Annotated in this window: 22 protein-coding genes and 1 tRNA gene; 9 read left to right on the forward strand and 14 right to left on the reverse strand. The window is 49.4% G+C overall.

Features of this window, described 5'->3' with window-relative positions; genetic code table 11:
• Nucleotides 1-56: 56 nt before the first annotated feature.
• The 3 genes from AF_RS10265 to pyrH all read left to right on the forward strand — a co-directional run bounded on the left by AF_RS10265 (nt 57) and on the right by pyrH (nt 1,568).
• Nucleotides 57-127 (forward strand) — tRNA-Gly (locus tag AF_RS10265).
• 138 nt (nt 128-265) lie between these two features.
• A complete protein-coding gene (locus AF_RS10270; protein WP_048064518.1) occupies nt 266-820 on the forward strand; it encodes a DUF4386 domain-containing protein in 555 nt (184 codons plus the stop codon).
• An 88-nt stretch (nt 821-908) separates the two neighbouring features.
• Nucleotides 909-1,568, forward strand: coding sequence for a UMP kinase (gene pyrH / locus AF_RS10275; protein WP_010879534.1), 660 nt, complete (start codon nt 909-911; stop codon nt 1,566-1,568).
• 34 nt (nt 1,569-1,602) lie between these two features.
• On the opposite strand, the gene AF_RS10280 is transcribed toward pyrH, so the two are convergent.
• From AF_RS10280 to AF_RS10300, 5 genes are read right to left on the reverse strand one after another with little or no spacing between them, the layout of a single operon-like run.
• Nucleotides 1,603-1,941, reverse strand: a complete 339-nt coding sequence (locus tag AF_RS10280; protein ID WP_048064519.1) for a dihydroneopterin aldolase family protein — start codon at nt 1,939-1,941, stop codon at nt 1,603-1,605.
• Nucleotides 1,893-2,558 carry a CDP-diacylglycerol--serine O-phosphatidyltransferase gene (gene pssA, locus AF_RS10285; RefSeq protein WP_010879536.1) on the reverse strand — a complete coding sequence of 222 codons (666 nt, stop codon included), beginning with the start codon at nt 2,556-2,558 and terminating at the stop codon, nt 1,893-1,895. Before pssA ends, AF_RS10280 begins: the two co-directional genes overlap by 49 nt.
• Nucleotides 2,536-3,123 (reverse strand): archaetidylserine decarboxylase, encoded by a 588-nt coding sequence (locus AF_RS10290; RefSeq protein ID WP_010879537.1) that lies wholly within the window; start codon nt 3,121-3,123, stop codon nt 2,536-2,538. The genes pssA and AF_RS10290 overlap by 23 nt, the downstream gene beginning before the upstream one ends.
• The gene (gene artA / locus AF_RS10295; protein WP_010879538.1) at nt 3,120-3,866 is read right to left on the reverse strand and encodes an archaeosortase A; all 747 of its coding nucleotides are present in this window, start codon (nt 3,864-3,866) and stop codon (nt 3,120-3,122) included. Before artA ends, AF_RS10290 begins: the two co-directional genes overlap by 4 nt.
• A gap of 26 nt (nt 3,867-3,892) precedes the next feature.
• The gene (locus tag AF_RS10300; RefSeq protein WP_048064520.1) at nt 3,893-5,173 is read right to left on the reverse strand and encodes a thymidylate synthase; all 1,281 of its coding nucleotides are present in this window, start codon (nt 5,171-5,173) and stop codon (nt 3,893-3,895) included.
• 76 nt (nt 5,174-5,249) lie between these two features.
• Between AF_RS10300 and AF_RS10305 the strand changes: the two genes are divergently transcribed.
• Genes AF_RS10305 through AF_RS10320 form a run of 4 tightly spaced genes read left to right on the forward strand, consistent with a single transcriptional unit; the run spans nt 5,250 to nt 8,259 of the window.
• Nucleotides 5,250-6,173, forward strand: coding sequence for a hypothetical protein (locus tag AF_RS10305; RefSeq protein ID WP_010879540.1), 924 nt, complete (start codon nt 5,250-5,252; stop codon nt 6,171-6,173).
• A complete protein-coding gene (locus AF_RS10310; RefSeq protein WP_010879541.1) occupies nt 6,163-7,299 on the forward strand; it encodes a Clp1/GlmU family protein in 1,137 nt (378 codons plus the stop codon). The genes AF_RS10305 and AF_RS10310 overlap by 11 nt, the downstream gene beginning before the upstream one ends.
• A gap of 7 nt (nt 7,300-7,306) precedes the next feature.
• The gene (locus AF_RS10315; protein ID WP_010879542.1) at nt 7,307-7,687 is read left to right on the forward strand and encodes a secondary thiamine-phosphate synthase enzyme YjbQ; all 381 of its coding nucleotides are present in this window, start codon (nt 7,307-7,309) and stop codon (nt 7,685-7,687) included.
• On the forward strand, nt 7,684-8,259 hold the full coding sequence (locus tag AF_RS10320) for an SAM-dependent methyltransferase (RefSeq protein ID WP_010879543.1): 576 nt from the start codon (nt 7,684-7,686) through the stop codon (nt 8,257-8,259). The genes AF_RS10315 and AF_RS10320 overlap by 4 nt, the downstream gene beginning before the upstream one ends.
• Here the strand turns inward: AF_RS10320 and AF_RS10325 are convergent.
• The 5 genes from AF_RS10325 to tatA are packed head-to-tail and all read right to left on the reverse strand — an operon-like array spanning nt 8,246 to nt 11,271.
• Complete coding sequence (locus AF_RS10325) at nt 8,246-9,082, reverse strand: thiamine pyrophosphate-dependent enzyme (protein WP_010879544.1); 837 nt, start codon at nt 9,080-9,082, stop codon at nt 8,246-8,248. The genes AF_RS10320 and AF_RS10325 overlap by 14 nt on opposite strands.
• The gene (locus AF_RS10330) at nt 9,079-10,143 is read right to left on the reverse strand and encodes a pyruvate ferredoxin oxidoreductase (RefSeq protein WP_048064521.1); all 1,065 of its coding nucleotides are present in this window, start codon (nt 10,141-10,143) and stop codon (nt 9,079-9,081) included. The genes AF_RS10325 and AF_RS10330 overlap by 4 nt, the downstream gene beginning before the upstream one ends.
• Nucleotides 10,140-10,388: a 4Fe-4S binding protein gene (locus AF_RS10335; protein WP_010879546.1), complete on the reverse strand. Its 249-nt coding sequence runs from the start codon at nt 10,386-10,388 to the stop codon at nt 10,140-10,142. Before AF_RS10335 ends, AF_RS10330 begins: the two co-directional genes overlap by 4 nt.
• Complete coding sequence (locus AF_RS10340) at nt 10,379-10,897, reverse strand: 2-oxoacid:acceptor oxidoreductase family protein (protein WP_010879547.1); 519 nt, start codon at nt 10,895-10,897, stop codon at nt 10,379-10,381. Before AF_RS10340 ends, AF_RS10335 begins: the two co-directional genes overlap by 10 nt.
• Before the next feature lie 32 nt (nt 10,898-10,929).
• Entirely contained in the window at nt 10,930-11,271 is a 342-nt protein-coding gene (gene tatA, locus AF_RS10345) for a twin-arginine translocase TatA/TatE family subunit (RefSeq protein WP_010879548.1), read from the reverse strand.
• A 110-nt stretch (nt 11,272-11,381) separates the two neighbouring features.
• Here tatA and AF_RS10350 point away from each other — a divergent pair, with 110 nt between their 5' ends.
• Both AF_RS10350 and AF_RS10355 read left to right on the forward strand, forming a co-directional pair.
• The gene (locus tag AF_RS10350; RefSeq protein WP_048064757.1) at nt 11,382-12,536 is read left to right on the forward strand and encodes an acyl-CoA dehydrogenase family protein; all 1,155 of its coding nucleotides are present in this window, start codon (nt 11,382-11,384) and stop codon (nt 12,534-12,536) included.
• 31 nt (nt 12,537-12,567) lie between these two features.
• Nucleotides 12,568-13,602: a DUF373 family protein gene (locus AF_RS10355; protein WP_010879550.1), complete on the forward strand. Its 1,035-nt coding sequence runs from the start codon at nt 12,568-12,570 to the stop codon at nt 13,600-13,602.
• On the opposite strand, the gene AF_RS10360 is transcribed toward AF_RS10355, so the two are convergent.
• Genes AF_RS10360 through ftsY form a run of 4 tightly spaced genes read right to left on the reverse strand, consistent with a single transcriptional unit; the run spans nt 13,561 to nt 16,761 of the window.
• Entirely contained in the window at nt 13,561-14,148 is a 588-nt protein-coding gene (locus AF_RS10360; RefSeq protein ID WP_048064522.1) for a tRNA(Phe) 7-((3-amino-3-carboxypropyl)-4-demethylwyosine(37)-N(4))-methyltransferase, read from the reverse strand. The two genes, AF_RS10355 and AF_RS10360, sit on opposite strands and share 42 nt — an antisense overlap.
• Nucleotides 14,148-15,107, reverse strand: coding sequence for a replication factor C small subunit (locus AF_RS10365; RefSeq protein WP_010879552.1), 960 nt, complete (start codon nt 15,105-15,107; stop codon nt 14,148-14,150). Before AF_RS10365 ends, AF_RS10360 begins: the two co-directional genes overlap by 1 nt.
• A gap of 14 nt (nt 15,108-15,121) precedes the next feature.
• Nucleotides 15,122-15,742 (reverse strand): 2-phospho-L-lactate guanylyltransferase, encoded by a 621-nt coding sequence (gene cofC, locus AF_RS10370; protein ID WP_010879553.1) that lies wholly within the window; start codon nt 15,740-15,742, stop codon nt 15,122-15,124.
• Nucleotides 15,739-16,761, reverse strand: coding sequence for a signal recognition particle-docking protein FtsY (ftsY, locus tag AF_RS10375; protein ID WP_010879554.1), 1,023 nt, complete (start codon nt 16,759-16,761; stop codon nt 15,739-15,741). Before ftsY ends, cofC begins: the two co-directional genes overlap by 4 nt.

A 16,761-nucleotide genomic window follows, 5' to 3' on the forward strand; every position in this document is an offset into this window, starting at 1 on the left:
GTGTCAAAGGTTGCAATTCGAAACGTTTATTTGCTTAGTTGAGTAAAAGCGTACAAGCGGTCGTAGTCTAGCGGCAGGACACGGGCCTCCCGAGCCCGTTGCCCGGGTTCGAATCCCGGCGGCCGCACTGTTTTTTGTTTATAGATTCAGTTTTCATAAGAACTTCGTGGAAATTATTTTAACTCCCCCATTGCTTTCAGTCTTTAATTCTTTTCGCAGCAAGAAAGTATATATTATCTAAAATCAAAAAATTCAAGGTGATAACTTGACAAGCGGAGAAAAGATAACATTGTCCAATGCGGCAACGATTGCCGGTAGTGGACTTATATTGATGTCGGTGCTGGCAATCATTTTCCTCCTTAACCTAAAGCCAACTATCTACTCAATTGTCGGAATTTTCTTGATAATTATTCTTGACGTCACTGTTGCGGTTGCTCTATACTTCCTGCTGAGACCTGTGAGTAAAAACATCTCGATGCTGATGTCTCTGTTCCGAATCGTGTATGCAGCTATATTTACAACCGCCTTGTACAAGATCCATGATTTAACGGCATTTTACTCCATTCTGGATTTGGGATACATCTTTTTCGGAATCCACCTTTTCTTGTTGGGTTTTCTGGTTTACAAATCAGGGTATATGCCCAAGTGGCTTGGCGCTCTGATTTTTATTGCATCAACGGGATACATAATCGACCCCCTTCTCAGATTTTCCGGATATGCAGTTGAAATAGGGATGTACACTTTCTTTGGAGAGGTTCTGTTTGCTTTCTGGCTGGTGATAAAAGGTAGAAAACTATCGGAGGTGGTCAGCACTCCCTAAATCCTATTTTTCCGCTCTACCAGACTGCGCCGATTAAACTCAAACTTCCAACCGAGACTATAAAAACCCCTCTGCTCAACCAACTACGATGAAAGTCGTTCTGTCGCTCGGCGGCTCTGTCCTCTCCAATGAATCTGAAAAGATAAGAGAGTTCGCAAAAACGATAGAGAGCGTTGCCCAGCAAAATCAGGTATTCGTCGTTGTTGGTGGGGGCAAGCTGGCCAGAGAGTACATAAAGAGGGCAAGAGAACTTGGAGCGAGCGAGACCTTTTGCGACTACATCGGCATTGCTGCAACAAGGCTGAACGCCATGCTCCTTATATCAGCCATCCCTTCAGCAGCGAAAAAAGTCCCGGTAGATTTCATGGAGGCTGAAGAGCTGTCAAAGCTTTACAGGGTTGTTGTGATGGGCGGAACCTTCCCCGGCCATACCACCGATGCCACAGCAGCCCTTCTCGCCGAATTTATAAAAGCTGACGTGTTCATCAACGCCACGAACGTGGATGGCGTTTACTCTGCCGATCCAAAGTCTGACACAAGTGCAGTTAAGTACGACAGGCTCTCACCTCAGCAGCTTGTTGAGATCGTGAGCAGAAGCTCCGCCAAAGCGGGAACGAACGTCGTCATCGACTTGCTCGCTGCAAAAATAATAGAAAGAAGCAAGATTAAGACCTACGTCATCCTTGGCACGCCTGAAAACATAATGAAGGCTGTGAAAGGAGAAGCTGTGGGGACGGTTATAGCTTAACTTGAGATGGCTATGAGAGCTAAAACAGCCTATCTCAGCGCTCAAGCCTCATGAGAGGATAGCCAAGCTCCTCATCCCACTCCAGAACAGCCGAGACCTCAGCTTTGCCAACCCTAACCCTCACCCGCGCGAACAGCATGTCCGGCATCAGGGAGGTGTAGCCGAAAGCCGATACATCTTTAAGCTTATCCCTGTTTATCCTGACCTCCGCATCCACCACGTAGGGCTGAAGAAGGACACAGCTCCGAATGGCCTTCTCAAGGATTTCCGCATTCCTTTCCGCGACCGGGGCACCAATGAATTGATGAAATAACGCTCCAAGCTTTATTCCTGCTTCGAAAGCAGCCTCTTCAACCTCCTTTCTCTCCAGAATCTCACCCCCTCACCAATTATCGGCAGCGTTATGTAAACCCCAACTAAAAGAAGTATCGCGTAGCACATTTCCGCGAAGAAAATGGCTGAAATCAGAACGAAACCAACAACCAGCAGCGCAAACGCATCTCTGACTCTCGGATACCTCACGTCGCATACCATCAGAAAGGAGAGCAGAAAAGCCGCAACCGCAGCCCAGCCGTATCCAGCATCCAGCCTTACGAGCGAGGTTACAGCAAGGGCGCTCACCAGAGTGGGGACGCCAATAAAATCCTCGACGTTGAGCACGTTGAATCTGGCAAGGCGGAGAATGCTGAATGCGAGAAATAGGGCCGCGAATGGGAAGAGGTTCGCGTCGTACTTCACAAGAAGGGATGCGGGGAAAACGCCAAATGAGATTGAGTCGGCAAGAGAGTCCAGCTCCTTCCCAAAAGGACTTTTTTCGGTCTTTTTCGCGATGAAGCCGTCCAGCCCATCCGAGAAGGTTGAAAGGTAGAACAGAGCGTAGGACTCGACCCTTATCCCGTATAGGAGAAGGTAAGCGACGGCAGTAAAACCGAAAAGAGCGTTCAGGACTGAAAGCGAGTCGGCTAGGCTAACTTCCCTGAAAACTCTCATCTCTTAAAGCAACCGTTTCACCAGCTTTAACCTTTTCGCCCACGCCCCTGACAAACCTGAATCCCTCCGGCACCTCCAGAACAACTCTCGAACCGAACCTGATCATCCCTATTTTCTGCCCTTTTTTTACCACATCCCCTTCACTGACGTAGCTCACAATTCTTCTTGCAAAGATGCCGGCCATCTGCAAAACTCTGAAAACACCGTGTTCGGTCTCAATCAGTATTTCGTTCGTCCTGACCCCGCTTTTTCTTATAAAAGCCGGAGGTGTGCTCCCCTCAATGAACTTCACCGAGAGAACTTTTCCGCCCCACGGAGCGCGGTTAATGTGGCAGTCGAAGGGGGACATGAAGATTTCCAGCCTCCTGCCCTCCAAGTAATCTATCCTGCCATCTGCCGGCGACACAACCCCCTCTCCTATTTTTCTCTCGGGGTCTCTGAAAAAGTAGGCTGTAAAGAGTGCAAAGCCCACGAAGAGGGCAGAGATTAGTGGGTGCAGTAAATAGGCAACCGCCGATAAAAGCAGAGATGCTGCAATAATGCCGTAGCCGCTTCGCTCTATCATCTACCACCACCCACCAGTTCGTCCTTGAGAGAGTATATTAAATCTGCCAGTTCGGGAAGGAGCTTGAAAACACCGTAGGCGATGAAAATGAGAGCCAGCGTCGAGCCTATTTTCGAAACAACGTTGTGAGCTATGTAGAAGCTGTTCTCACCAAACCAGCTGTAGGCGAAGGAAACCGTCACGAAAACGTTTCTGAAGAGGTTCAGGACATATATCACGGGAACAGATATTAAAAAGGCCTTGACCTTCCTTGAAACCTCCGCTCTCACACCAAGTGTTGCTCCTGTGAAAAGGGCCATGCTCTCGATGGCTGTGCAGGCGAGAATTATCCTAACACTCCTGCCGTTGAGATACAAATTCACCCCTTCCTTCACAACGCCGTAACCAAGCAGATTCGCAAGAGAAGCTGTAAGGTGCGCCGTGCAGTCAATTAAGGCATCGCCGAGAGGTGTGAAGGCGAAGGGAAAGTAAACGACGAATGCAAGAGCCGAGAAGGCCGTTACGTCAACAAAAGTCTGAGAATTTGCGGTAAGAATTTTTATGGCCATGTAAAGGAAAAAAACGTAGGCCAAAAAGAATACGGCGGTGTTGTAGTAATCTGCAGACGACAAGTAATCGGGGACCTTGATGAGGCATGCTGCGGAGAAGAGAGCCCACCCCAGGAAGCCAGCAAAGTTGCTGCGTGTTTTAACGTAAACCAGCATCGGAATTAGAGAGACTGCTGAAATTACCTCTGCCAGCATCGCTTTTCCCAAGATTTACATTGTTTTTAACCCTTTCCTGAAACTTTGTCCAGGTAGCTTGGAGACTCAGGGTAGAGAATCTCCCTCACCGCATCGAAGAATTCAGCGTATATGTGCGCATCAAGGGCGAAGTGGTTGTACCTGTACGATTTAAAGCCTGTCAGCTCTGCAACGTATTTGGTTAGAAGGGCAAAGGCGTACATGTTTGCGTGCATGGCTCCGTAGGCGTCATTGGACCTCATGTAGAAGGTTCCCAGCAATTCGTCTCCGTACTTCGAAAACTGATAGCCTCTAAGGCAAGGTGGTTCGTCACTCAGCAAATCCCAGGGCCTTGAAATTCCAACGTAGCAGTCTCTCCTGCACGAATCCTCTTTCAGCTTCTCAATAACCTTGTACAGCTGGTCAACCTTAACATCATCTCTATCGCAGTACCTCGCCCTCTCCGCGTAGGTGTACTCCTCACCCTCTTTCAGAATGCTCCGTCTGACCTCACCGTCAAGCTTTGCGGCGTGCATTATGTAATCATGTGCATACTCAATCCCGTACTTCTCCGTAAAAGGTGCTTTGTCGTGAAGCTTGTTTTCCTCTGGCTTCTCTACTTCCAGAAAAAGCCTGTGAACGAAAAGGCTTTCCTTCTGCCCTTCGAAGATGTCCCCCCACTCGGTTCTCTTTTTCTTTCCGTTGGTGTATATTGTTTCGAGTGCCGAATGCCACGCTGAGGAAATGTAGTCCTCCACCAGATGCGTTCCGAGCTCGTGGTAGCCGTAGGTTTCTCTCAACTTACCTGAATAGGATAGAGCCCTTTCAACGTCCCTCTCGTAGAAGTGTGGTACTGCTATTAGCATCCCGATGCTCCCCTCCTCCATACCGGTTTTCCTGCATATCGTTTCGAGAGCCTCAACGAGGAAGTCGAAGTTGTGTTCAAAGTAGCTCAAACACTCCATCGACCTCAGGAAGGCCGTAAGATGGAGCTTCTCGTGAAAAATGAACGAAATTTCAGTAATAGCTGCGGGATTTCTGCAAAGATGGTCTTTCGGATACCAGAGCGGTATGGAAGCTCTTCTCGTGTGGGGAGATTTTCTGAGCTTCTCAGCAGCACTTTCTACGCACCTTGACAACCTTTCGCTGTATTTCTCCCCGCAGACGTCGTAATCGAACTCGAAACCGAAGGAGGTTGGTTCTTCAACCACAACCATCGTCGGCTTTGACAGTCTGTAATCGCCAAACCTCGACCTGCAAGTTTCCCCACCAATAACCTTGGATACAAGCATTTCCTTTGCTTCCTCAGGAGTCTTCGTCAGAATCATCAACACCCATTTCCGGAGTAAGTTAAAAAGCTTGCCGTGAAAGAAAGTTTTATCTGCCATACTGAAACGTTTCAGCATGGCCAAACAGATGGAAAAAAAATCAGCAAGACTGCTCGCCTTCCTTCTCGCTCTGATTATGATCGGATCAGTGTTTGCGTACATGCTAAGTGGCGGGAGTGCGGAGCACAGAGAGGTCGTTTACAGACTGGACGATTTTAGGGAGTACGTAAACTGGACTCCGGCTGATCCTGTTTACGTTCAGTACTACAACCTCTCCTACACATCCAAGCTAGGAAGCAAGGACCCGCTTGCCAGTATGGTAACCACTGACCTGCAAAAGCTGTTGATTCCGGCCATATTCAGCAGACAGGTTCTTGAAGTCACCAGAGGGATTTCACAGGTGATGATAGTCGATTTTGGAGAAACTGTGCCCCTTTACTTTGTCGATGCTGGAATGAGCAAAATCTACTTCGCCAAGGAGGACGAAATAAAGCACGGAAACTTCACTCTACAGGTCAGAAGACCTGGAATTGCCCTCGTAAGCGAGCTTTCTCCTCTGGTAGTGGGTTACAAGCCACTCGTTGAGAAGGCCGTCGATACGGTGGAGGGGAACTATCCGAGCTTCGGAAACAAGACCTACAGCTACCTGTCCCGCATAAACGGGAGCTTCGCCTACGCCTTCTTTGCGTACGGGGATGTTGTTAAGCAGTGGATAAGAGTGGGCAACGAAAGTCCGGCGGACTTCTTCTTCGAAGGTTACAGGTACAACTTCAACAACAGCAGCTACGAGAAAGTTTGGGCAATGCACTTTGAAGGAAACTACTTCTTCGGAGGAATGAACGAGTCTGAGAAGAACTTTGAGTACTACAAGGTGCAGAATTTCGGCGACGGGTTGAGCGTTGCGGTAATGGAGGACAAGAACTTCACGAAGGTTGTAAATGCCAGACCAAACATTCTGACCTGGCAGATATCCTTCAACAACACGCAAAATGAGAGTTGAAAAGGGCAAAACCGCAATAGCGAAGGGGAGAGTAAGGATAAAGGGGGAGGCGGAGGTCTGCGGAGCCTCCATTTCCGAATTTTTCACAGAAAAGTTCGTTCCAATTTACTGCCTCGACGACTGCGAAATTTTGGTTGAAGGAGAGTGCAGAATAGTTGACGGCTGCACCATACCGGAATCATGGAAAAAGCTGGCTAAAAGGGATTGGGAGGTTCTTTTCCTCTACGGCGGAGTTGATGTCGGAAAGAGCACTCTTGCAACGTACCTGGCCAACAAGTTGGGAGGTTGCTACATCCTCGACCTGGACATCGGGCAGTCCGAGCTTCTCCATCCCGGAGCGATGGGGTACGGCTTTGCCAGAAACTGCGTGAACCTTTCGCAGGCGGAGTACATCAACGGCTACTTCGTCGGAGTGATTTCACCGATGGGAAAGGAGGTAAAGTGCATACGAGGTGTTGCAAGGCTATGGGGAGAGTTGAAGAAGCTTGAGGGCAGGAAGATAGTAAACACAACAGGCTGGGTGAGGGGGGCAAGAGCTCTGGACTACAAGCTCGCCAAGCTTGAGGTAATCAATCCGGATATCGTTGCCTCCTTTGAAGATGCAAATTTAGAGGACTGGAACGTATTCAGAGTCGAGAGCGGGGAAGTTGTGGAGAGAAGCAGGGAGGAGAGAGCAAAAATCAGGATGGAGAAGTACCGAAGGGAGCTTGAGGGCTCAAAGCTTGTGGTGGTTGACAAATCAAGGGTTTCGGGAAGGTTCTTCAACGGAAAAAACATAGTCAAGGACTTCATTGAGGACGTGCTCGAAGTTAGGGTTAAGGAGGTAAGGAAGGGTGAGGACTTCCTGCTCATACTAACTGAGGAGAAAATTGAGGTTGACAGCAGCATAATTAAATCGCTCAAGATGCTGTACGAGGTTGAGGACGTTTACGTTGTGGCGATGGAGGAGCTTGAAGGCCTCGTCGTTGGGGTTTACAGAGGAAGCAAGTATCTGGGACTGGGAGTCGTGAGGGAGTTCAGAGGAGAGGAGTTCGTAATTGAAACCAGGCACACCGACTTCGACAGAATTGTTTTAGGCGAGTTCGGAATCGCTCAAGGGAAGGAATATATGCTGAGACTTCCGTGACTCGGTTATGGAGCTAACTCTGAAAACAGCTAAGAGGGTTGAGATTATCGACATAACTGACCAGGTTGAGAGGTGCGTTGAAAGTAGAGACGGATTGGTTTTGGTCTACACACCCCACACAACCACAGCCCTCGTAATAAACGAGGGGGAGAGGGGGCTTCTTGAAGACATTCTCGAGTTCATGGAGAAACTCGTGCCCTACGGGAAGGGATACAAGCACGATAGGTTAGACAGCAACGCTGATGCCCACCTCAAAGCCACGCTTCTCGGCAACTCCGTTGTGGTTCCTGTGGAGAGCGGAAAGCTTGCACTCGGAACGTGGCAGAGAATTTTATTTCTCGAATTCGACGGTCCAAGAACGAGAAGAGTGATTGTGAAGGCGCTATGAAGGACAGGCAGGATTACTACTACTGGAAGGCGAAGAAGGAAGGTTACAGGAGCAGGGCAGCATACAAGCTATTGCAGATGAACAGGACGTTCAAGCTCATCAGGGAGGGGGATTTGGTTCTTGACCTCGGAGCTACGCCGGGCGGCTGGAGTCAGGTTGCCGCTCTTTTGGGAGCGAGAGTCGTTGCGGTTGACATCAACCCCATGAAACCTCTCGAAAACGTAACTTTCATTCGAGGGGACATAACTCTCCCGGAGACTCTTGAGAAAATCAGGGAAATTTCTCCAGACTACGATGTCGTGATGAGCGACGCCTCACCGAAAATCAGCGGAAAGTGGACTATCGACCACCTGAGGTCTATCGACCTGGCAAGGGCGAGCTTCAGCATCGCAAAGGAGGTTCTCAAGCCCGGAGGTAATTTCGTCGTCAAGGTTTTTCAGGGTGAGGAGATTCAGAAATTTTTCAATGAGCTCAAGCCCCATTTTAGATTTAAAAAGTTCCACAGCCCTCAGGCATCAAGGAAAAGGAGCGCCGAAGTCTACTTCATCGGGAAAAGATTCAGGAAAATTTGAGGAGCAGCTTCCACTCCTCCTCTATCCTCCTCTCTATCTCCTCTATGTCCTCTCTGCTCAGATGCTGAAACCTACCCTGACTGAGGTACTCCTCCAGCGGTATCCTTTCCGACCCATCTGCGTACTTCCTGCTCGGTGGGGAGAGAGTAAGCTTACCGTCGTACTCCCAGAGAATCCAGGCTCCACTCATCACGGCTTTTCTCGCAACCTCAACCGTCTTCTCGCTGGGAAATCTCCAGCCCGGAGGGCAAGGAGCGTGGACGTGCAAAAACCTGAAACCATCCTTTTTACCCGCAATCCTGAACTTCCTCCTCAAATCGTGAATGTAGCCGACCGAGGCTGTAGCAACATAGTCGACCTTGTGAGCCAGCATCACCAGTGCGAGGTTCCTCCTGTCCTCAGTTTTCCCTTTAGGGGAAGTTGTTGTTTTCGCCTTCCAGAAGGTGCTGAGGCTCGACTGAGTCCCGGTGTTCATGTACGCCTCATTGTCAACAACAACAGTGAGAATATCATCCTTCCGCGTTGCCGAAGCGCTTAGAGCAGCAAAGCCGATGTCTGCAGCACCATCCCCCATCCAGGCAACAACAGTAGCACCAACTCCGAGTTTCTTGTAAGCCTCGCTGAGCCCGCATGCAACGGAGTGGGTGGATGCGAAGGGAACGTGCACTACGGGGCATTTCATAGCGGACTTTGGATGCAGGCCGGCAATCACCGTCGAGCAGCCGGCTGGAATTACGAGAACTGGATTCTCTATCTCGTCTAAGCAGCGCATCGCCATCGATATGGGGCATCCCTGGCAGCTTGCGTTTCCCGGCAGAATCATATCAACCACTCCACATCCGAGAGTTTACCATCAGCAAATCTTTTCAGGCAGGAGTAAAGCTCCTCAACTGTCGGATACCTACCCCCGATTCCCGCAACAACGTTTACGTTCTCAACACCGCAAGCAGCAACCTCTACCGAGAGAGTTCCTCTGAGGTCTGTATTTGCCCTGTCAACGACGAGAACTTGAGATGGGAGGCTTTTAACGGCTTTCTTGGGGAACGGTCTGATGAATTTCAGCCTCAAAACACCCATCTTCACCCCCTCTTCCCTAAGCATGTCAACAGCATCCTTCACGTCACCGCTCAACCCACCCGTCACAACCACAGCGTAATCGGCATCCTCCAGCCTGTATCTCTCAACCAAACCTCCATATTCTTTTTCTATCAGCTCCGCAGAATTCTCCAGATCCTTTGCAAGGTCGTAACGTGCCGTCATTCTTGCCTCACCAAACGTAACGGCATTCAACGCCACATCCATACCCGGCAGTATTCTGTAGGCCTGCTTTCTCGGCGGGATTTCAACCTCCCTCACCTCAACAACCTCGGCGGTGTGACTCATCGTAAACCCGTCTATGGCAACGGCAACTGGGATGTTCACCTCCTCGCTCAGCATGAAGGCGTTCAAGGTCATGTCAAACGCTTCCTGGGCGTTCTCCGCAACGCTGATAATCCACCCCAAGTCTCGCATGGCCATCAAGTCCAGGTGGTCTCCGTGAATGTTCCAGGGGGCACCGATGGACCTCGCTGCCAGAGCCATCACTATTGGCAATCTTGAGCCAGCCGCCCACCAGCACATCTCGTACATGTAGGCGAGGCCGTGGCTTGAGGTTGCTGTGAAAACCCTCGCTCCAGCTGTTGCAGCTCCGATGACCACACCCATCGCTGAGTGCTCGGACTCAACCCTAACAAATCTGGAGTCGAGTTCACCGCTATCAACCATCTCCGAAAGCTTCTCTACGATTGGTGACTGAGGGGTTATTGGGTAAGCAGCAATAACGTCAGGTTTTGCCAGCTTTACTGCCTCAGCTATTGCCTCATTGCTGGTCAGAAGCTTTTTCATTCCTCCGGCACCATTACAATCGCCTTCTGCCTGCATACCTCCCCGCAAACTCCACACCCCTTGCAGAACCTGTAGTCGATTCTGGCAAAAACATCCACCTGAATTACCCCTTCAGGGCAGTAGTAGAAGCATTCCTTACAGCCTGAGCACTTTTTCTCGTCAACAACTGGCCTAAGGATTCTCCAGCTCCCCGTTTCGCCGGCAGATCCAGCTGTTGACTTGGATATCAGCGAGTCTAAACGCATTCGACCACCCTGTAGGCCTCCTCTGCGGCCTTCACACTTCTATCAGCCTTATCACCCAGCTCGAGCCTTATTGCCTCCAGAAGGCACCTGGGGTCGAGGTCCAGGGCTTTCGCTGCAGTACCCGCCATGGCCGGGCCTAGGATCGGCCAGCCAGCATTTACAAGCCCGTACCTTCGGGTTATCTCAGTTGCATCGAGCGCGAAAACGTTTCCGTGACCTGTGAACGAGGAGCCGTTGCAGTTAACCACAACGGTTTCAGGATTACCATTAAAGCTCAATTTTAAGTCAAAAAGAATAACAACGTCAGGGTAAGTAATCGGGCATTTTCTCCTTATTCTTTCGTCAGAAATTCTTAAAAAAGCCCTTACCTCCGCTCCCCTTCTTTCAGGGCCAAACTGCGGCATTGATTGGCTGTAGTAACCCTGTAACATTGCAGTCGCTGCGAGAATCCTTGCCGCAGTAACGCCCCCCTGGCCTCCTCTGCAGTATATTGATATTTCCAAAAGCATAGCGGATACAGAACGGTAGCAGATATAAAAATTTACGGTTCTGCCTTTTCCCTCTTTGGAAGAGCTTTGTTTATCTCCTCAATCAGTTCCTCGTCGCTCTTTCCCTCCGGGTCTATTCCGAGGTCCCTCGCTATTTTCTCAAGCTTCGCCCTTTTCTCGTCTTTGGTGTATTTACCTTCCCTCAGCTCCCTTTCAAACTGCCTGAGCTCCATTTCCGCTTCTTTCTGAGCTTTCTTGAACTCTCCCATGCTCCTTCCAAGACTTCTGGCTACTTCTGGCAGCTTGCTGGCTCCAAACAGCACAAATATTATCAGCAGTATCAGCAACCATTCCTGCCCGCCCGGAAACAGTTGCATGTACACCAAGTTCATCATTCTGCCTTAACACGCAGAAAATATAAGGTTTTGGTGTGAGACTGCTGAGGCAGCATCGCAATATAATGGTGAAAAGGCAAATATTAAATTTTCCTGTTGGGAGAGGCTTCATGGACTTCGAGCTTACACAAGAGCAGAAGGATATTAAAAACGCTGCCAGAGAATTCGCCGTAAATGAGTTTACAAAGGAGAGGGCCGAGGAATACGACAGAAATGAGGAGTTTCCCTTCGATTTGTGGAAAAAGGCGTGCGAACTCGGCTTCATAGGCGTGCACTTCCCCGAAGAGTACGGCGGAGCGGGAATGGGTGTTCTCGAAAACATACTCATCGTAGAGGAGTTCTGCAGGGCGGACAGCACAATCGGGAGTGCCATAATCCTCTCTGACTTCTCTTCAGAGGTTGTAATGAGGTTCGGCAGTGAGGAGCAGAAAAAGGAGGTTCTGCCGAAGGTGGCGGGTGGTAAAGCTATCACCGCCGGATGCTACACCGAGCCTGAGGCGGGTAGCGATTTGACGGCAATCAAAACCAAAGCTGAAAAAGATGGAGATGAGTGGGTTATTAACGGCTCCAAGACCTTCATCACAAATGGCACCATCGCGGACTACTACGTTGTGCTGGCAGTAACTGATCCAAACGCGCAGCCACGCTACAGAGGATTTACCACCTTCCTTGTTAAGAAAGACACTCCTGGACTGAAGACAACAAAAATTGGAGGAAAGCTGGGTATAAGGGCCTCGCCGACTGCTGAAGTCGTATTCAAGGACGTGAGGGTTGATGATTCAGCGGTTATAGGGCAGCTCAACAGAGGATTCTACCAGGTTCTCGAGTTCTTCGATGAGAGCAGGATTGAGATTGCCGCTCAGGCTCTGGGAATTGCCCAGGGTGCTTTCGACAGGCTTGTCAACTACGTAAAGCAGAGGAAGCAGTTCGGGCAGCCGATTGCTGCGTTCCAGGCTTTGCAGCACAGAATCGCTGACCTGAAAACGCAGCTTGAGGCTGCGAGATTGCTGATATACAAGGCAGCGTGGAACTACGACCAGGGCAGAATCGATCCCGGGCTAACCTCTATGGCGAAGTACTACGCAGGAAAGCTTGCCGTCAAGATCTGCGATGAGGCGGTGCAGATGCACGGAGGCTACGGATACATTGCAGAGTACGAGGTGGAGAGGTTCTTCAGGGATGCCAAGATTACCGAAATATACGAGGGGACGAAGGAAGTGCAGCTAAACACGATTGCGAGAGACATTCTCGGCAAGTTCAGATAGCTTTTTATATATTCTCCATCACATTTTTTTAATGCCAAAAAAGCTCGTGCTCGTAATCGACAGGGACGATGATTTGGGCCAAAAGGCAGGTATATCCTCGCCCGTTATCGGCAGAGACAACATTGTATCCGCTGCAGTAAGGCTCGGAACCGCCGATCCCGAAGATTCTGACGTCAACGCCATGTTTGCGGCAATAAAAATTTACGATGAACTCAAAGGAAGGGGAGAGGATGTTGAGGTGGTTGTTGTTTGCGGAGACAGGAGCGTTGGTGTTGTCTCCGACTCGAAGATTGCCGAGCAGCTTGACAGAGTTGTTCTGAACCTCAGACCGTCAAGCGCAATAGTCGTAACAGATGGCTCGGAGGACGAGTTCGTCCTTCCAATCATATCCTCAAGAGTCAAGATCGATTCCGTTCACCGCGTTGTTGTGAGGCAGAGCAGGACGATAGAAAGCACGTACTTCCTCATCAGAAGGATGCTTAACGACCCGAAAATTGCTAGAATCACCCTTGCACCCCTTGGAATGATATTCCTCGTTTACTCAATATTTCTCGTCATGCAGCATCCCGAATGGGGGCTCGGTGGCATAATATTCTTCCTCGGTGTTTACTTCATGGTAAAGGCTTACGGATGGGAGCAGAACATAGCGAACCTCCTGGAGACAGTTCGAGTTTCTCTGGTTGAGGGGAGGCTCTCCTTCATATTCTACGTCACCTCTGCGATACTTCTTATAATCAGCATCGTCAATGGCTTCAACGCCGCCGTCAACATTGCTGATGCAGCTCAGGCAATTTCCAGCTTTATCTTTTACAGCACGTGGTGGTTCGTGCTTTCCGGGATATTCGCACTTCTTGCGAGGGCTGCCGATGCCTACGCGGAAAAAAGGAGAGTTTCGAAGTACTTCACGATAATCTTTCTTCTGATTGCCTTCGGTCTGATTGTCTGGGCCTCAGCAGCCTACGTACTCAATCCAGAGGCACCCAACGCATTGCAGAACCTTGCGGGAGCGATTGTCGGAGCGATACTAATCGCTGCAATAGGCGTTTTCACGCTGAAGAGACTCTAAAGCTTCTTGCAGCCTTCCCAATTTTTCCTTTCCCTTGAGAAGCTTCTCGTTCGCCCACCTAACAACATAGGATAGATAGGCGTCATCGACGAGCATTAGGCCCTTCTCAGCAACTGGAAGCTCAATTCTTTCGAGAGAGGCTATTTCAACAACGTAATTGCTAAGAGAAATAACACCACTTCTTCTGAAACCGGCGGTATTTGCCGCATTCATGAGCAGCTTCGCAGCCCCAATATTCCTGCAAGCAACGTGAATGATTGGCGGGTACTGAATTAGCCAGGCAACTTTTCTGCTCCTCAACGCTGCCTCTGCTACTTCGCTGACTTCCACGCCTTCATGCCACTTGCCCAGAAAAAGGGAGCTTGCTTTGTCTCCAGGCTTCTCAAGGTCGACGACTGCTATTCTCCCACTGCAGCTTGAAAGAGTTACGAAGTCATCAAAAGAGTTGATCAGGTCGAGAAGCTCAACTATATCAAAATCGACCTTCCTCTGATTCTTTGCCTCGAGGTAACCTCTGAGCTTTTCCTTCTTAAATTGCTCCCACATCACTTCTTGGCCAAAGTGGAGAGGTACGCAAGATAGGCATCAAGCTGAATCCTCTCGTTCGCCCCCTCCGTCAGCCTGAAATCCACCTCTCCAAGCTTGTCGATAAGCTGAACCTTCAGGCTGTCCTTTATGGGCATCGAAATTATCTCTCTGAAAAGCTGCGCAACTATATCCTCACCGCTCATCCCGTACTCCACCATCAGCCTGTCCAACAGCTCTCTCGCCTCCATGAAGTTACCCTTCAACGCCGTCTGGATTAACTCCGTCATCTCCTCAGGCCTTGCTGTTGCGGTTATCTGGTATATCGTATCCGCATCAACAACCTCCCCAATTGCTGCTGCACCCTGAAGGGCGTTTATGGCCTTTCTGAAGTCCCCTCCTGAGATGTATATCAGAGCCTCAAGCCCGTCCTCTGTAATCTTCACACCCTCTTTCTCGCAAATTTCAAGCAGCCTTTTCTTCATCGCCTCCTTGGGCACCGGCTTGAATCTGAAAACCGCACATCTGCTCTGAATGGGCTCAATTATCCTGCTAACGTAGTTGCAGCTCAAAATAAAACGGCAGGATTTTGAGTACATTTCCATTGTTCTTCTCAAGGCTGCTTGAGCGTCGGCAGTTAGTGCATCAGCCTCGTCGAGGAAGATTATCTTGAAGGGAGCGCCTCCTATGGGGGCCGTTCTCGCGAATTCCTTGATTTTGTGCCTTACAACATCAATTCCCCTCTCATCACTCGCGTTCATCTCTATAAAGTTGTCCCTCCAGTTTTCCCCGAACAGGTCCCTCGCCAGAGCTATTGCTGTTGCCGTCTTACCAGTTCCAGGAGGTCCGGAAAAGAGGAGGTGAGGTATATTTTTTCTTTCAACATACCCTTTAAGCCTCTGTATAACTTCATCCTGCCCCACGACTTCATCAAGAGTGCGCGGGCGGTACTTCTCAACCCAGATTTCGAAGTTCTCCATCGAAGTTTTATTAATTATGGTTGCATAAAAACTCTACGTTCCAGCCTGGGTGTTTCCTCAAAACTGACGGAGAAACCGATTTTCCTCAAAAACTCATAGGATTTTTTCCCACTCCCGTGCATCATCAGCTCAAGAAGGTCGCTCTCGTCATCGATGTCAACGGAGGAGTAAAAGGAGTCGAAGATTTTTGCCTTCATCCCCATTTTGCGGGCCATTTCCAGATGCTTGAAAAAGCTGCCGAAGTGATAGGAAACTCTAAACCCCCTTTTCCTCACGAGAAGCATGTTCGTACCCCCCTTCCTTCCCGGAGCAACTACAACATCGCCCTCTGTTTCGAAGAACCTCTTCAAAACCTCCTCACTGAGGAGAGGGAGGTCGGACATTATCACCGCAAGAGGAGCTTCGTCCATTACCTTATTAACGGTTGTGTTCAGGTCTGAGGTGTCAACAACAACCTCCACCCCTTCAACGTCCAACTCTGAGGGGCACACAACTTTGATTTCCCCGAATGGTTTGGCTGCATCAATTACGTCAAGGAGCATGAGCCTTGCAAGCTCCTTTCTTTCCTCCTCGCTGAGAATGGAGGAAAGCCTCGATTTGGGGTTGTTAGCCTTAAAAGGGATGAGAATCCTCATGAAAAGATTCTCTCAACCAGCCACTTAGAATCAAACTTCACAAGGTCGTCGTACTCCTGGCCCACACCGAAGAAAAGCACGGGTTTCTTGGTTACGTAGCTGATGGAGATTGCTGAACCTCCCTTGGGGTCGGCATCGAGCTTGGTTAAAATGCTCCCGTCAATTCCTACCGTTTCTGCAAACATTCTCGCTCTCTCAACAGCATCGTTTCCGGCAATGCTCTCATCTACAAATATAATCAGGTCCGGCTTCGTCACCCTCTTTATCTTCTCAAGCTGGTCGAGGAGGTTCTTCTTTGTGTGCATTCTGCCTGCTGTGTCGGCAAGCACAACATCTATGCCTTTACTCTCCGCATGCTTTATCGCATCGTAAATAACCGCTGCTGGATCAGAGCCGTGCTTGTGCTTTATCAGCTTAACACCGAGCCTTTTCGCGTGTTCTTCAAGCTGCTCTATCGCTCCCGCCCTGAACGTGTCTCCTGCAGCGAGAACGACTGAGTAGCCCTGCTTTATCAGCCTGTTCGCAACCTTAGCGATTGTTGTCGTTTTTCCTGTGCCGTTAACACCGACGAAGGCTATAACCACCGGCTTTTTCTCCTTCAGCTTCTCCTTTATGAACTCATCAAAATCAAACCTGTTTTCGTCGAGAATTTCAAATATTATTGACCTTAACTCTTCCATAACAATGTCGGATAGCTTTTCGGTCAGCTTTTTCCTCCTGCCGACCAGTCTGCTCTTTAGGGCTTCGGATATTGCGTCAACAACCTCAAATGCAACATCACTCTCAAGGAGAATCTCTTCAAGTTCTTCAAGAATTCCCTCTACCTTCTTTTCATCAATAACTACTTCTCTGCTTATTACAAGTGCGGCAACTTTGTCTTTCAGCCCTACTTTCTTCTCCTCCACTTTAGCTTCTCTTTTCTCCTCAGCCTCTTTCCTTATTTCTTCAATTTCCTCCTTCTCCTCCTCCTCTATCTTTTTCCTCAAACCGCTTAGCTTCTCCTTGAGAGCCTTGAACAT

This window comes from Archaeoglobus fulgidus DSM 4304 (genome assembly GCF_000008665.1).
Taxonomy (GTDB): Archaea; Halobacteriota; Archaeoglobi; order Archaeoglobales; family Archaeoglobaceae; genus Archaeoglobus; species Archaeoglobus fulgidus.

Excerpts from the sequence above, each read along its gene's own strand:
- ftsY (WP_010879554.1), bottom strand. The coding sequence starts at position 16,761 with ATGTTCAAGGCTCTCAAGGAGAAGCTAAGCGGTTTGAGGAAAAAGATA.
- cofC (WP_010879553.1), bottom strand. The coding sequence starts at position 15,742 with ATGAGGATTCTCATCCCTTTTAAGGCTAACAACCCCAAATCGAGGCTT.
- AF_RS10330 (WP_048064521.1), bottom strand. The coding sequence starts at position 10,143 with ATGAAAAAGCTTCTGACCAGCAATGAGGCAATAGCTGAGGCAGTAAAG.
- pyrH (WP_010879534.1), top strand. The coding sequence starts at position 909 with ATGAAAGTCGTTCTGTCGCTCGGCGGCTCTGTCCTCTCCAATGAATCT.
- AF_RS10320 (WP_010879543.1), top strand. The coding sequence starts at position 7,684 with ATGAAGGACAGGCAGGATTACTACTACTGGAAGGCGAAGAAGGAAGGT.
- artA (WP_010879538.1), bottom strand. The coding sequence starts at position 3,866 with ATGCTGGCAGAGGTAATTTCAGCAGTCTCTCTAATTCCGATGCTGGTT.
- AF_RS10325 (WP_010879544.1), bottom strand. The coding sequence starts at position 9,082 with ATGATTCTGCCGGGAAACGCAAGCTGCCAGGGATGCCCCATATCGATG.
- pssA (WP_010879536.1), bottom strand. The coding sequence starts at position 2,558 with ATGAGAGTTTTCAGGGAAGTTAGCCTAGCCGACTCGCTTTCAGTCCTG.
- AF_RS10315 (WP_010879542.1), top strand. The coding sequence starts at position 7,307 with ATGGAGCTAACTCTGAAAACAGCTAAGAGGGTTGAGATTATCGACATA.
- AF_RS10350 (WP_048064757.1), top strand. The coding sequence starts at position 11,382 with ATGGACTTCGAGCTTACACAAGAGCAGAAGGATATTAAAAACGCTGCC.
- AF_RS10305 (WP_010879540.1), top strand. The coding sequence starts at position 5,250 with ATGGCCAAACAGATGGAAAAAAAATCAGCAAGACTGCTCGCCTTCCTT.
- AF_RS10365 (WP_010879552.1), bottom strand. The coding sequence starts at position 15,107 with ATGGAGAACTTCGAAATCTGGGTTGAGAAGTACCGCCCGCGCACTCTT.
- AF_RS10290 (WP_010879537.1), bottom strand. The coding sequence starts at position 3,123 with ATGATAGAGCGAAGCGGCTACGGCATTATTGCAGCATCTCTGCTTTTA.
- AF_RS10310 (WP_010879541.1), top strand. The coding sequence starts at position 6,163 with ATGAGAGTTGAAAAGGGCAAAACCGCAATAGCGAAGGGGAGAGTAAGG.
- AF_RS10355 (WP_010879550.1), top strand. The coding sequence starts at position 12,568 with ATGCCAAAAAAGCTCGTGCTCGTAATCGACAGGGACGATGATTTGGGC.
- AF_RS10360 (WP_048064522.1), bottom strand. The coding sequence starts at position 14,148 with ATGTGGGAGCAATTTAAGAAGGAAAAGCTCAGAGGTTACCTCGAGGCA.
- AF_RS10340 (WP_010879547.1), bottom strand. The coding sequence starts at position 10,897 with ATGCTTTTGGAAATATCAATATACTGCAGAGGAGGCCAGGGGGGCGTT.
- AF_RS10335 (WP_010879546.1), bottom strand. The coding sequence starts at position 10,388 with ATGCGTTTAGACTCGCTGATATCCAAGTCAACAGCTGGATCTGCCGGC.
- AF_RS10300 (WP_048064520.1), bottom strand. The coding sequence starts at position 5,173 with ATGATTCTGACGAAGACTCCTGAGGAAGCAAAGGAAATGCTTGTATCC.
- tatA (WP_010879548.1), bottom strand. The coding sequence starts at position 11,271 with ATGATGAACTTGGTGTACATGCAACTGTTTCCGGGCGGGCAGGAATGG.